Here is a 12887-nt window from a genome sequence, read left to right on the forward strand (position 1 = left end):
TCGCCTTTTTCTTGGCTTATCGTTGCGTTTTTCGCAAACCATGAGCAAGCCACCATGCTTTCCAACCGCCTACAGGACACGGCCCTGCGCTACTTTCTCGAAGTGGTGCGCAGCGGCTCGGTCAGCGAAGCCGCCACGCGGCTCAATGTCTCGCCCTCGGCCGTGAGCCGCCAGGTCGCCGGACTGGAAGAGATGCTGGGCGTGCCGCTGTTCGAGCGCCGCCCGCGCGGCATGGCGCCCAGCCCGGCAGGCGAGCTGCTGGCCGCCCACGCACGCCGTGGTGCGCTGGAGGCCGACCGTGTGGTCTCCGACATCGAGGCCCTGCAGGGCCTGCGCCGGGGCGTGGTGCGCGTGTGCAGCTCGGGCGGCTTTGCCATCGAATTCCTGCCACGCGCCATGGCACTGTTCCGCGAACAGTATCCGGGCATGCAGTTCCACCTGCGTGTGGAGGCGCCTGCCGCCGTGACCCAGGCCGTGCTGGGCGGCGAGGCCGATGTGGGCCTGACCTACAGCCGCGCGGCGGCACGTGACATCGAGGTCTGGCACCGCCAGGTCTCGCCGGTGGTCGCCATCATGCGGCCCGACCATGCGCTGGCCCGGCATGCCAGCATCACCCTGGCCCAGATGCATCCCCATGCCATTGCCCTGCCCGAGGACGCCAACACCGCGCGCCAGCTGTTCGACATCGCCTGCAGCCACCGCCGCCTGGTGTTCGAGCCCGCCCTGGTCAGCGGCCAGTTCGAGACCCTGGTGCACTTCGTGCTGCACGGCGGCGGCCTGTCGCTGGGCGGAGAGGTCACCATGCGCGAGCGCGTGCGCCGAGGCGAGCTGCATGCGGCGCCCATCCGCGAGCGCGGCATGAATGCGCGCGCCATCGAGCTGCAGACGCTGTCCGGACGCACCCTGTCCAAGGGCGTGCGGGCATTTGTGGAGCACCTGCGGGAACTGCTGCCGCCTGGGTAGGAGGAAGAGGAGAAGGGAACGAAGGAAGAAGAGAGGGAACGGGTCTCAAGCGCAGTGGCAGGCGCTCAGGCCGGCCCGCCTTCCAGCTGGCGCTGCGCCCAATGCCACTGCGCCCGGCGTGTGGCCTGCCGCAGCCGCTGTGCCAGCGTCTGGCGCTCAGGCAGGCCGGGCAGGTACTCGGCCATCTGCACGCCGCGCAGTCCCAGCTCCAGCAGCTCGATCTGCTCGGAGCTGTTGCCCGTGCACAGCACCATGCCCATCGGCGTGTTCTCGCCCTGCTCATGCTCATGCCGGTCCAGCCAGCGCAGGTATTGCTCCATCTGCTCCTTGTCCTCGGCCGTGAATTCGCCCACCTTCAGCTCCACCGCCACCAGCCGCCGCAGCTTGCGGTTGTAGAACAACAGATCGAGGTGGAAGTCCTGCTCATCCATATGCATGTGCATTTGCCGCGCCACCAGGGTGAAGCCCGTGCCCGACCGCAGCAGGAAGGCCTCCATCTCGCGGATGATGGCGGCCTGCAGGTCGCCCTCCTGCCAGGCATCGTGCAGCCCCAGAAAGTCGAAGATGTAGGGATCGCGCATGAACAGCGCTGGCGACATGCGCTCGGTGCTGCGCGGCGTGACCGGCTCCTGTGCGATCAGCGCCTCGGCATCGCAGGGCAGAGCCAGGCGTTCATAGAGCTGGGAGTCGATGCGGCTGCGCAGCGTGCGTGCGCTCCAGCGCTCGAGGCTCGCCATGCTGGCGTAGTACTCGCGCTGCACTGGGTCCTTGATCGCAATCAGCACGATGAAATGCGCCCAGCTCAATTTCCGGGTCGGCGAGACGACCAGGGGCTGGTCGGGAAACGCGGTGGAGAACTGCCTCATGCGCCACAGGTTCTTCTCCGAGAAGCTGCTGCCATAGTCCTGGACCAGATGCCCGGCCAGCACCGGCAGGACCTCATCGCTGCAGCCTGCCTGCCGCACCTCGGATTCATGGCCATGGATGTGCTGGCCGATGTGCCAGTACAGCAGGGTGAGTTCACTGTTGACGTTGGCTGCCACGCGAAGCCGCGCGGCCTCGATCAGGTCCCGCACATTGCCCAGCAGGGCCTGTGACGATGCGAGCGCGGGAGAAACGGATATCTTGCGAGTGGCCATGTGGTCGCCCCCCTCCTGGTGGCGTGATGTCTGGATGTCTGGTGTCGGCGGAATCGATCCGGCCGACTATTGCGATGCGGCCTTGGCCAGTCAACGCCACATCTGCATAACCAGACGATCTGACCCTGGCAGACATGAAAAATCAGAACATTCCTAGAGCCTGTTACGCACTTTCAAATACCCGCGCTTGCATGACAATGCACGCCACATCGATGGATACGCGCCCCCCACAATGAAAACCACCAGCATCGAACCCTTCTTCGCCACGCTCAAGGCCGCCAATCCCTCGCCCCAGACCGAGCTGGAATACACCAATGTGTTCGAGCTGCTGTCTGCCGTGCTGCTCTCGGCCCAGGCCACGGACGTGGGCGTGAACAAGGCCACGCGCAAGCTGTTTCCCGTGGCCAATACGCCCCAGGCCATCCTGGACCTGGGACTTGAAGGGCTGGAGGGCTACATCAAGACCATCGGCCTGTACCGCAGCAAGGCCAAACACCTGATGCAGACCTGCCAGATCCTGGTCGAGCGCCATGGCGGCCAGGTGCCGCGCACGCGCGAGGAACTGGAAGCCCTGCCCGGCGTGGGACGCAAGACGGCCAACGTGGTGCTCAACGTGGCCTTTGGCGAGCCCACCATGGCCGTGGACACGCACATCTTCCGCGTGGGCAATCGCACGGGCCTGGCACCGGGCAAGACGCCGCTGGCCGTGGAGATGCAACTCATGAAGCGCGTGCCCCCGGCCTATGCCGTGGACTCGCACCACTGGCTCATCCTGCTGGGCCGCTACGTCTGCCAGGCCCGCAAGCCACGCTGCTGGGAGTGCGTGGTGGCGCCGTACTGCGACTACTCGCCCAAGACGCCTGCCCCGGCTGCGGGCAAGCGCTGAGCCTCAATCGGCCTTGAACCCCGTGGCCGCCACGGCCTTGCCCCAGGTGACCGTGTCGGCGCGCATGATGCGGGCGAGTTCGTCGCCCGTGGTGCCTGTCACGCGGAAACCCGCCTCCTCCAGCCGGCTGCGGCTGTCGGGCTGCTGCAGGGCGCGCACGATGTCGGCCTGCAGCCTGGCCACGATCTCGGGCGGCGTCTTGGCGGGCGCGACCACGCCGAACCAGGAATTGAACTCCAGCGACGGATAGCCCTGCTCCCGGATGGTGGGCAGCTCGGGCATCGACTGGGTGCGCGTGGCGCCCGTGCTGCCCAGGGCCGTGAGCTTGCCGGCCTTGACCTGGGGCGCGGCCAGGGCCGCCGTGGCGAAGACGGCCTGCACGTCGCCGCTGAACAAGCCGCCCAGGGCATCGTTGGTGTTCTTGTAGTGCACGGGCTCGGGCTTGAGCTGCACGGCATTGCCGAACATGAAGGCGCCGAAGTGGCCGGGCGTGCCGGCGCCGAAGGTGGCGATGAACAGCTCCTTGCGCTGGCGCGCCCAGGCCACGAAATCGGGCACATTGCGGGCCGGCACTTTCTGCGGGTTGACCAGCAGCACGAAGTCGGAGGTGACGACCTGGCTGACGGGCACAAAGTCCTTTTGCGGGTCGTAGGGCAGGCGCTGGTAGGTGTTGGGCGCAATGCTGAGCTGGCCGGTCTCGCCCAGCATCAGCGTGTAGCCGTCAGGCACGGCGCGTGCCGCCTCGCTGGCGGCGATGAGGCCGCCAGCGCCCGGCTTGTTGTCCACGACCACGCCCAGGTTGCCCCATTGCTCGGAGAGTTTCTGCGCGAGCAGGCGCGCCACGATGTCCGGCCCCGTTCCCGCAGGAAAGCCGACGAGCAGGCGCACGGGCTTGCTCGGAAAGGCCGGCTGGGCGCCGGCCACGGTCCAGGGAGTCAGCCCGGTGGCCAGCACGGCGGCAAGTGCGCAGGCCACGGCGGTGCGGCGCGACTTCGATGCCTGGTTTTTCATGTGTCTTGTCTCCTGCATTGTGGGTATCGAGAGGGGAAAGGCGCGGCTCAGAGCAGTTCATGAAAGCGCATCTGCACGCGATCGGGATGGCGCGCGCCGGTGCCGAAGAACAGGCGCTCGTTGATCCAGGCCAGCGCACGGCTGGCCGTCTCCATGCGGGGCGCGCAGCGGAAATAGATGTGCGCGGGGTCCACGGGCTCGCCGCGTGCCAGCTTTGCCATGTGCGCCGGGTCGCCGCTGCGCAGCGCCTGGTTGCAGACATAGATCAGGTCGCCGGCATCGGTCTCCAGCACATAGCGCGCATCGAGCTCGGCCAGCCCGCCGTGCACGATGCGCTGGAAGTCCGCGCCTCCGGGCAGCACGCGCGCGCTCCAGCCGTCGCCCCGGGCCGTGCCGCCCAGGATGGGGATCAGTCGGCGCCCGCCGTGCGCCGTGGCACCGACCTCCTGCGGCGGGCCTACCTGCACGCTCAGGTCGGCGAAGAAGCGAAAGCGCGGATCGGGCAAGGCCGCAAGCTGCGGCACGTCATCTGGCATGGTTCTGAGGCTCCGGTGGATGGAATCGGGACCTAGCATAAGCACCATTGCCCGGGCCGGCCGTCATCCCGGAAGATGACAACGCCCTGCCCGCCCCTGCCTTCCCTTGAGACACTGGACCGCCTCCTCCGACACCCCTGACGCCAGCGCCCTGAGCGGCCATGCGTCCGGCCACGCGCCCAGCCACGCCATCGGCCACATGGTCGCCAGCCTGGGAGAGCCCGGCTTCGCCCTGCAGGTGCTGGCGGCCATGAACCCGCTGCTGCCCGCCGCCTCCTGGTCTGTCTACCGCACGGGCCCGCGCAGCCGGCCGCAGCTGTTCCTGTCGGCCAGCAGCGAGGCGCGCGACACCACGCGCGACTGCTGGTGGGCCTATCTCTCGGGTCCTTATCTCCGCGACAGCACCTGGAACCACGGCGACGCCTGCCCGGCACGCAGCACGGCGCTGTGCCACATCACGGCCCAGGAGGTGGAGGGCGAGCACCGCGCCCTGGTCTACGACGCGCACGGCATGGCCGAGCGCGTGTCCATCGTCGAGCACCAGGACGACGGCGGCGTGTTTGCCGTCAATTTCTATCGCCATCAGCACCAAAGGGCACTGGGCGATGCGCAGATCGACCGCTTCGGGAGCATGGCGCCCGTGCTGCTGGCCCTGGCGCACAAGCACATTGCGCTGACGCAGGCGCAGCCCGCCGTGGTAACGGCCTTGGCCCCGGCCACCCCACCCAGCCAGCCCCGGCAGCGGCAGACACTGCCGGCCCTGCGCATGCGCCTGCTGCAGGCACAGCCCGACCTGACGCCGCGCGAACTCGATGTCTGCGCCCGGCTGCTGCAGGGCATGACGCATGAGGGCATTGCCTGCGACCTGTGCCTGAGCCTGCCCACCGTCAAGACCTACCGCAACCGCGCCTTTGCGCGGCTGGGCATCCACTTTCGCAGCGAGCTGTTCGCGCTGGCCATGGAGCCGCAGGGCTGAGGCCTTGCGTCAATCCAGCGATGCGCCGGACGCCTTGACGATGCGCGCCCACTTGGCGATGTCCTCGCGCAGCAGGGCCGCCATCTGGGCGGGTGGCACGGGCCTGTCCGCCGGCCCGGCCAGCTCCACGCCCGAGGCTTCGAGCTTGCCCCGCAGATCGCCGGCCGCCAGCGCACGCGCCATGCCGTCCTGCAACTGCGCCAGCACCGGCGCGGGCACGCCTTCAGGCGCAAACAGACCCACCCACAGCGTGCCGTTGTAGCCGGGCACGGTCTCGCCAATGGTGGGCACATCGGGCAGCAGCGGTGATCGCGCCGCGCCGCTCACGGCCAGCGCACGCAGCCGGCCGGCCTGGATATGGGGCAGCGTTGACGGCAGGCTGCCGAACAGCAGCGGCACCTGCCCGCCCAGCACATCGTTGAGCGCGGGCGCCACGCCCTTGTAGGGCACATGCTGCAGTTGGATGCCCGCCATGCTGTTGAGCATCTCGCCCAGCAGATGGTTGAGCGTGCCGTTGCCGGCCGAGGCATAGCGGAACTCGTCGGGCCGGCCCCGGGCCATGGCAATCAGCTCGGGCACGGATTTGGCCGCAAAGCCGGGATGGGCCAGCAGCACATTGGGCACGGAGCCGATCAGGCCGATGGGCCGGAAGTCCTTCACCGGATCAAAGCCCGGCTTGCGGTACAGCGCGGGGTTGATGGCCTGGCTGCTGCTGATGGTCATCAGCAGGGTATGCCCGTCGCGCGGCGCCTTGGCCACGGCCTGGGTGCCGATGTTGCCGCCCGCGCCGGGCCGGTTCTCGACCACCACGCTGGCGCCCAGCACCTCGGCCAGCTTCTGGCTCACCAGCCGGCCCACGATGTCGTTGGTGCCGCCCGGCGCCTGCGGGACGATCATCACGATGGGCCGCGCAGGCCAGGCCTGGGCATGGCCCAGCAGGGGCAAGGCGAGTGCGGCGGCCACCAGGCTTCGGCGGCGCAAAAGGCTCGACGGCAGGGGAAAGGAAGAATCCGGCATGGTCATGTCTCCATTTGTTCTTGTCGCAAGCCCGCATGGTTGCCCGTGCCGGGCCAGCGCACAATCGCGCATTTCCTGACCCGGCCTTCGGAATTGACAAAGCCTTGACCCAGCCCATGCCCTCTTCGCCCTTCATGCCCCTCATGCATTTCGACCTGACCGACCTGCGCCTGTTCGTGCATGCCGCCGAACTGGGCAGCCTCACGCGCGCCTCGCAAAGGCAGCACCTGTCCCTGGCCGCAGCCAGCCTGCGCATCAAGGCGCTGGAGGAGCAGGCGGGCATGCCCCTGCTGTACCGGGAGGCGCGCGGCGTGCGGCCCACGCCGGCCGGCGAAGCCTTCCTGCACCACGCGCGCGGCATGCTGCTGCAGTCCGAGCAGCTGCGCCACGACCTGCAGGAGTACGGCGCCGGCCTGCGCGGCCATGTGCGGGTGTTTGCCAACACCACGGCCGTGACCGACTTTCTTCCCGAGATCCTGCCCGCCTTTCTTGCCGATCACCCGCGCGTGAACGTGGACCTGCAGGAGCGGCCCAACGCCGAGATCGCGCGCGGCGTGCTCGACGGCCGGGCCGACCTGGGCATCGTGGCCGGCCAGGTGGATACGCTGGGCCTGCAGACCATCCACTTCAGCACCGACCGGCTGGTGCTGGCCACGCCGCGCGGCCACCGCTTTGCGCGGCGCAAGCGCATTGCGTTTGCCGAGACGCTGGACGAGGACGCCATCGGCATGCAGCAGGGCAGCACGCTGCAGACATTTCTGGCAGGTGTGACCGAGCGCCTGGGCAAGCCCATGAAGCTGCGCATACAGCTGTCCAGCTTCGACGCCATGTGCCGCATGATCGGCGCCGGCGTAGGCATAGGCATCGTTCCCGAGAGCGCCGCGCGGCGCAACCGCGAAAGCATGGGGCTGGCGCTCATCGATCTGACCGACGCCTGGAGCGTGCGCGAGCGCCGCATCCTCGTGCGCGACCAGGGCCGGCTGCCGCGCCATGCGCAAGCCCTGATCGAGGTGCTGCAGGCCTACTACGCCGCGCCTGCCGTCTCCTGAGCCTGCGGCGCACCCTGCTCCATCAGGCTGGACAGCGAAAGAACCTGCCCACCGCCCGCATCGAAGTTGCCCGGCTCCAGCCAGCGCTGGTAGGCCGCGCGCAGCGCCGGCCATTCGCTGTCGATGATGGAGAACCAGGCCGTGTCGCGGCTGCGGCCCTTGTAGACCACGGCCTGGCGGAACACCCCCTCGAACTGGAAGCCCAGGCGCGCCGCCGCGGCACGCGACGGCGCATTCAGGCTGTCGCACTTCCACTCGTAGCGGCGGTAGCCCAGCTCGTCGAAGGCGCGCTGCAACAGCAGGAACTGCGCCTCGGTGGCCGCACGCGTGCGCTTGAGCCGGCGCGAGTAGCAGACAAAGCCCACTTCCATCACGCCGCTGGCCGTGTCCACGCGCATCAGCGCCAGCGAGCCGATGGCACGGCCCGTGGCCAGGTCGATGACGGCGTGGTGCAGCGGGTCATCGCTGGCCTGGGCGGCCTCGGCAAAGCGCAGATAGGCCTGGGCGTCGGCGAAGGGGCCTACCGACATGTATGTCCAGTCGCTGGCGTCCGGCGCCTGGCTGAAGGCATCGAACAGATCGGCTGCATGGCGCGCGGCGGACAGCGGCTCCAGCCGGCAGTAGCGGCCTTGCATGGGCGTGCGCGGCGGGCGCTGGCGTGGGGTCCAGTTGGGAAGGTCGTGGCCTACGGGTTGGGAGTGGGCATTGAGTGCGGGGGGCATGGGAGATTCCTGGTCAGGTCATTTGGCAGGGCCACGATAGCGCTGGCGTGGCATCATTGAAAGCGCCATATCTTCCTTATTTCATGGTGCCACGCCACCCATTGCATGCACGCCCCTGACCTGCTGGCCAGTCCCTTGCAATCCGGCCCTGGAGCGGCTCCCCGCCAGCGCCAGCTGATCCAGCGCCTGAAGCAGGCCATCCTGGCGGGCCGCCTGCCGGCCGGCGACCGCCTGCCGGCCTCGCGCGCGCTGTCGGAGGATCTGGGAGTCTCGCGCAACACCGTGCTCATCGCCTACGAGCAACTGGCGGCCGAAGGCTATGTGGTCGCCGACCGGCAGGGCACGCGCGTGGCGGCTGTATCCACCCATTCCACGGCAGCCGCCGAGGCGGCCGCCGCGCCCCCCTGCGCACCCCGCACGGCCCGGCGCCTGGACCGCATCGCGCCCACGCGCCACGCCATCGACCGCAGCCTGCCCCTGACGCCGGGCACGCCCGCGCTGGACAGATTCCCCCTGACCGCCTGGCGCCGTTCGCAGGACCGCGCATTGCGCCTTCCCGCCAACGCCACGCTGGACTATGGCGACCCTTCGGGCGAGCCCGCACTGCGCCAGGCCATTGCGCAGCACCTGCGCATCTCGCGCGGCGTGCGCTGCGATGCCTCGCGCATCATCGTCACCGAAGGCGCCCAGGGTGCGCTGGACCTATGCGTGCAACTGCTCACCAACCCGGGCGACCATGCCTGGCTGGAGGAGCCCGGCTACCGGGGCGCCAAGTCGGCCTTTGCGGGGGGAGACCTGTGCGTCAGCACACTGCGCGTGGATGCGGATGGCGCAGCCATCGCGCCCGGCCTGTGGGACAGCCATCCTCCACGGTTGATCCAGATCACGCCGTCGCACCAATATCCCACGGGCGCGGTGCTGTCGGTGGCGCGCCGGCTGGACCTGCTGGAGCGCGCGCGCCGCGCGGGGGCCTGGATCATCGAGGACGACTACGACAGCGAATTCCGCCACCAGGGCACGCCCATCGCCGCCATGCAGGGCCAGGTGCCGGATGCGCCCGTGCTCTATGTGGGCACCTTCAGCAAGACCATGTTCCCGGCACTGCGCCTGGGCTTTGTGGTGCTGCCGCAGGCCCTGGCGGCCAGCGCCGCAACGGCCGTGCAGGAGATGCTGCGCGGCGGCCACCGCCTGGAGCAGCTGGCCATGGCGGACTTCATGGAAAGCGGCCAGTTCTCGCGCCACCTGGGCCGCATGCGGCGCCTGTACCGCGAGCGCCAGGCGGCCCTGCGCGAGGCGCTGGCCACGCAACTGGGCGTGGAGCACGAGGTGCTGGGCGGCCACGGCGGCCTGCACCTGACGGTGCGGCTGCCGCCGGACCTGTCCGACCGTGCCATCGTGGCGCAGGCGCGGCGCGCCGGCATGAACCCGGGCGCCCTCTCGTCCTTCGCCCTGGCACCGCTGCCGCAGGACAACGGCCTGGTCATCGGCTACGGCAATACCGATGCCGGGCGGTTGGGCCCGCTGGTCAGGCTCCTGGGCCAACTGGCGGCGGCCACGGCGCGGGCATAGCGGCCCGGCGCAGGCGGCTATGCCTCTTGCGAGCGTGTGCTCACCCCTGCCTGCGCAAAGCTGGCCATCTCGCCCAGCATGGCGCAGGCCGACACCAGCAGCGGCCAGGCCAGGGCCGCGCCCGAGCCTTCGCCCAGGCGCAGCTGCCAGTCCAGCAGCGGCTCGGCACCCAGGTGGGCCAGCATGCGCACATGGCCGGGCTCACCCGAGCGGTGCGAGAAAACGCAGCGCTCCAGCACGGCCGGCTGCAGGCGGCTGGCCACCAGCACGGCGGCCGTGGTGATGAAGCCATCGACCACGATGACACGGCGCTCGGCGGCGGCCTGCAGCACGGCGCCCACCATGGTGGCAACCTCGAAGCCGCCCATGGCCGCCAGCGCGTCCAGCGGTTCCGTGGCCTGGGCGTGCAGCTGCAGCACCTCCTGCAGCACCCCGATCTTGCGGGCCAGCCCGGCTGCATCCAGGCCGGTGCCCGCACCCGTGACCTCGGCCAGCGGTTCGCCGCACAGCCGCGCCAGCAGCAAGGATGCGCTGGAGGTATTGCCAATGCCCATCTCTCCCAGCAGCAGCGCATTGCCCGGCAACTGGCGCACCAGGGCCGCGCCGTTGCGCAAGGCCATGGCGCATTCGGCGGCCGTCATGGCCGGGCCCTGGCTGCAGTCGCGCGTGCCGTAGCCCAGCTTGCGGCGCCACAGGCGCGGCTGGCCGGCCTGGGGAAGCTTGTCGTCGGGGTCCTGCTCGCGCGCGGGAAAGTCGCGTGCCACGCCGCAGTCCACCACGTTCAGCGCCAGCCCATGCTGGCGCGCCAGCACGCTGACGGCGGCGCCGCCGGCCATGAAGTTCTCGACCATCTGCCAGGTCACATCCACCGGATAGGCCGACACGCCGCGCGCAGCCAGCCCATGGTCGGCCGCAAACACCAGCATCTGCGGCTGCTGCAGCACCGGCCTGTCCTGGCCCAGGATGCAGGCAATGCGCAGCGCCAGCTGCTCCAGCCGCCCCAGTGCGCCCAGCGGCTTGGTCTTGTGGTCTATGGCGTGCTGCACGCGCTGGGTGAAGGCGGCATCGGCCAGGGAGGCGATGGCGGGAATAGCGGCTATAGCGGTAGTGGCAGCATTGGCGCCATCGTGCGAGTGTTCTGTGGGTGCAGCGGAATGCGGGGTGGGCGTTGACATGGCGAAGCGGCCTTGGCCCGGGACGGGCGTGGCGGGCGGATTGCAAAGGCGCAAGTATGGCGCGCCGCGCAACTCCGGCAGAACCATCGGCCTCTTTCCTGACGCCAAGGACGGTCTGGGCGTCGATTGCCGCAGCAGGCCGTACAGGCCGGCCCGTTCTGAGACAATCGCTGCCACACGTGTCTCCCCAGCCCCCTACTCCCTCCATGACGGTTTCCTTCTCGGCCATCCAGCCCGGTCTCAAGCTTGCGGACCAGGTTGCCCGGCAGCTGGAGGCGCGCATCCGCGCCGGCAATCTGCAGCCGGGGCAGAAGCTGCCGACCGAGGCCGAGCTCGTGCAGCAGCTCGAGGTCAGCCGCACCGTGGTGCGCGAGGCGGTGTCCCAGCTCAAGTCGCGCAACCTGGTGGAATCGCGCCAGGGCAGCGGCGTGTTCGTGAAGGCGGCAGGCATAGAGCCACTGGACTTCGAGGGCCTGCCTGCGGCTGGCAGGAATGCGCTGATCCAGATCACCGAGGTGCGCCGCGCGCTGGAAGCCGAGGTGGCCGAACTCGCGGCGCGCCGGCGCAGCGAAGAGGATATGCAGCGCATCCACGATGCGGAGAGCGCCCTGGCCGAGGCCGTGCGGCTGGGCCGTGATGGCGTGGAGGAAGACATGGCGTTTCACCGCGCCATTGCCCAGGCTTCGGGCAACCCGTTCCTGATCAGCACGCTGGACTACCTGTCGCAGTTCCTGCGCGGTGCCATGCGCATCACGCGCGCCAACGAGGCGCGGCGCGAGGACTTCGGCAAGGCCGTGGAACGCGAGCACCACAGCATCGTGCTGGCCATCGAGGCCGGCGACCCCAAGGCCGCGCGCAAGGCCGCCGCCACGCACATGGGCAACGCCATAGACCGCATCCACCGCGCCGACGCCAGCTTCTGGGAGCAGGACGGCGAACGCCTGGCCCGCGACATCCTGGCCGCCAAGCCCTGAACCTCCGAAGCCATCCCTTGGCGCATGGCCAAGGGTTTTCACCTTGTTTGGATTTTTGCGCAAAATTTGTATGATGACCTGATGACAATATCAGTCACACCTCTTTTTGCACCCGGCACACCTGGCCTTTGCGTGGGCGCTCACCCATGAGCGACGAATCCCGCATCCGCGAGCAGATCTGTGCCACCGGCGCCAGCCTCTACCAGCGCGGCTACACCGTCGGCGCAGCCGGCAACATCAGCGCGCGCCTGCATGACGGCTGGCTGATCACCCCCACCGACGCCTGCCTGGGCCGGCTCGACCCGGCCGAGCTGTCCAAGGTCGATGCCGGCGGGCAGTGGGTCAGCGGCGCCCAGCCCTCCAAGACCCTGGTCCTGCATCGGGGCATCTACGGCAATGACGGCGAGGCGCGCGCCGTCATCCACACGCATTCCACGCATCTGGTGGCGCTGACGCTGTCCGGCGTCTGGCGCGAGGACGAGGTGCTGCCGCCCATCACCCCCTACCAAGTCATGAAGGTGGGCCGCATCCCGCTGATCCGCTACCGCCGGCCCGGCGACCCGCAGGCCGCCGCCGAGGTGGCCGCGCAGGCCGGCCAGGTGCGCGGCGCCCTGTTCGAGCGGCTGGGCCCCGTGGTTTGGGAGCGGTCGGTGGAGCAGGCCAGCCATGTGCTGGAAGAGCTGGAGGAAACCGCAAGGCTCTGGCTCATGACCCATCCCCGGCCGCAGCCCCTGGACGCGGCCGCCATCGACGAGCTGCGCACCACCTTCGGGGCGCGCTACTGATTTGCACCGCGGCGCCCACGGCCGCATTCCACCACCCAGCCCATTCACAGCCGCGCAGCCGCCAGGCGGCGCATCAAGCGGCGAA

At 69.4% G+C, this 12887-nt stretch carries 13 protein-coding genes; 7 read left to right on the plus strand and 6 right to left on the minus strand.

Features of this window, described 5'->3' with window-relative positions; translation table 11 throughout:
* Nucleotides 1–54: 54 nt before the first annotated feature.
* Nucleotides 55–963, plus strand: a complete 909-nt coding sequence (locus KDK82_RS14410; RefSeq protein ID WP_013803186.1) for a LysR family transcriptional regulator — start codon at nucleotides 55–57, stop codon at nucleotides 961–963.
* Nucleotides 964–1028: 65 nt separating this feature from the next.
* Here the strand turns inward: KDK82_RS14410 and KDK82_RS14415 are convergent, their stop codons facing one another.
* Nucleotides 1029–2102, minus strand: a complete 1074-nt coding sequence (locus KDK82_RS14415; protein WP_088165274.1) for a YhcG family protein — start codon at nucleotides 2100–2102, stop codon at nucleotides 1029–1031.
* A gap of 232 nt (nucleotides 2103–2334) precedes the next feature.
* Here KDK82_RS14415 and nth point away from each other — a divergent pair, with 232 nt between their 5' ends.
* Nucleotides 2335–2988 (plus strand): endonuclease III, encoded by a 654-nt coding sequence (gene nth / locus KDK82_RS14420; RefSeq protein ID WP_043819386.1) that lies wholly within the window; start codon nucleotides 2335–2337, stop codon nucleotides 2986–2988.
* Nucleotides 2989–2991: 3 nt separating this feature from the next.
* Here the strand turns inward: nth and KDK82_RS14425 are convergent, their stop codons facing one another.
* Together KDK82_RS14425 and KDK82_RS14430 are read right to left on the minus strand one after the other, a co-directional pair.
* The gene (locus KDK82_RS14425) at nucleotides 2992–3999 is read right to left on the minus strand and encodes a tripartite tricarboxylate transporter substrate binding protein (RefSeq protein ID WP_088165275.1); all 1008 of its coding nucleotides are present in this window, start codon (nucleotides 3997–3999) and stop codon (nucleotides 2992–2994) included.
* Nucleotides 4000–4046: 47 nt separating this feature from the next.
* On the minus strand, nucleotides 4047–4535 hold the full coding sequence (locus KDK82_RS14430; protein ID WP_016453040.1) for a DUF3237 domain-containing protein: 489 nt from the start codon (nucleotides 4533–4535) through the stop codon (nucleotides 4047–4049).
* A 199-nt stretch (nucleotides 4536–4734) separates the two neighbouring features.
* Here KDK82_RS14430 and KDK82_RS14435 point away from each other — a divergent pair, with 199 nt between their 5' ends.
* Nucleotides 4735–5511 (plus strand): helix-turn-helix transcriptional regulator, encoded by a 777-nt coding sequence (locus KDK82_RS14435; protein WP_088165540.1) that lies wholly within the window; start codon nucleotides 4735–4737, stop codon nucleotides 5509–5511.
* Nucleotides 5512–5520: 9 nt separating this feature from the next.
* Here KDK82_RS14435 and KDK82_RS14440 read toward each other — a convergent pair whose 3' ends face one another.
* Entirely contained in the window at nucleotides 5521–6528 is a 1008-nt protein-coding gene (locus KDK82_RS14440; RefSeq protein WP_071957095.1) for a tripartite tricarboxylate transporter substrate binding protein, read from the minus strand.
* A gap of 143 nt (nucleotides 6529–6671) precedes the next feature.
* Between KDK82_RS14440 and KDK82_RS14445 the strand changes: the two genes are divergently transcribed.
* On the plus strand, nucleotides 6672–7577 hold the full coding sequence (locus tag KDK82_RS14445; protein WP_026062687.1) for a LysR family transcriptional regulator: 906 nt from the start codon (nucleotides 6672–6674) through the stop codon (nucleotides 7575–7577).
* On the opposite strand, the gene KDK82_RS14450 is transcribed toward KDK82_RS14445, so the two are convergent.
* The gene (locus KDK82_RS14450; RefSeq protein ID WP_088165276.1) at nucleotides 7553–8299 is read right to left on the minus strand and encodes a GNAT family N-acetyltransferase; all 747 of its coding nucleotides are present in this window, start codon (nucleotides 8297–8299) and stop codon (nucleotides 7553–7555) included. The genes KDK82_RS14445 and KDK82_RS14450 overlap by 25 nt on opposite strands.
* A gap of 105 nt (nucleotides 8300–8404) precedes the next feature.
* Between KDK82_RS14450 and KDK82_RS14455 the strand changes: the two genes are divergently transcribed.
* The gene (locus KDK82_RS14455) at nucleotides 8405–9868 is read left to right on the plus strand and encodes a PLP-dependent aminotransferase family protein (protein WP_088165277.1); all 1464 of its coding nucleotides are present in this window, start codon (nucleotides 8405–8407) and stop codon (nucleotides 9866–9868) included.
* A gap of 17 nt (nucleotides 9869–9885) precedes the next feature.
* On the opposite strand, the gene cobT is transcribed toward KDK82_RS14455, so the two are convergent.
* Nucleotides 9886–11130, minus strand: coding sequence for a nicotinate-nucleotide--dimethylbenzimidazole phosphoribosyltransferase (gene cobT / locus KDK82_RS14460; RefSeq protein ID WP_088165278.1), 1245 nt, complete (start codon nucleotides 11128–11130; stop codon nucleotides 9886–9888).
* A 119-nt stretch (nucleotides 11131–11249) separates the two neighbouring features.
* Between cobT and KDK82_RS14465 the strand changes: the two genes are divergently transcribed.
* Together KDK82_RS14465 and KDK82_RS14470 are read left to right on the plus strand one after the other, a co-directional pair.
* A complete protein-coding gene (locus KDK82_RS14465) occupies nucleotides 11250–12017 on the plus strand; it encodes a FadR/GntR family transcriptional regulator (RefSeq protein ID WP_013803197.1) in 768 nt (255 codons plus the stop codon).
* Between the two features lie 146 nt (nucleotides 12018–12163).
* Nucleotides 12164–12802, plus strand: a complete 639-nt coding sequence (locus KDK82_RS14470) for an aldolase (RefSeq protein ID WP_088165279.1) — start codon at nucleotides 12164–12166, stop codon at nucleotides 12800–12802.
* Nucleotides 12803–12887: the final 85 nt, after the last annotated feature.

It is taken from the genome of Delftia sp. K82 (genome assembly GCF_002193035.1).
In the GTDB taxonomy this organism is placed as follows: Bacteria; Pseudomonadota; Gammaproteobacteria; order Burkholderiales; family Burkholderiaceae_C; genus Comamonas; species Comamonas acidovorans.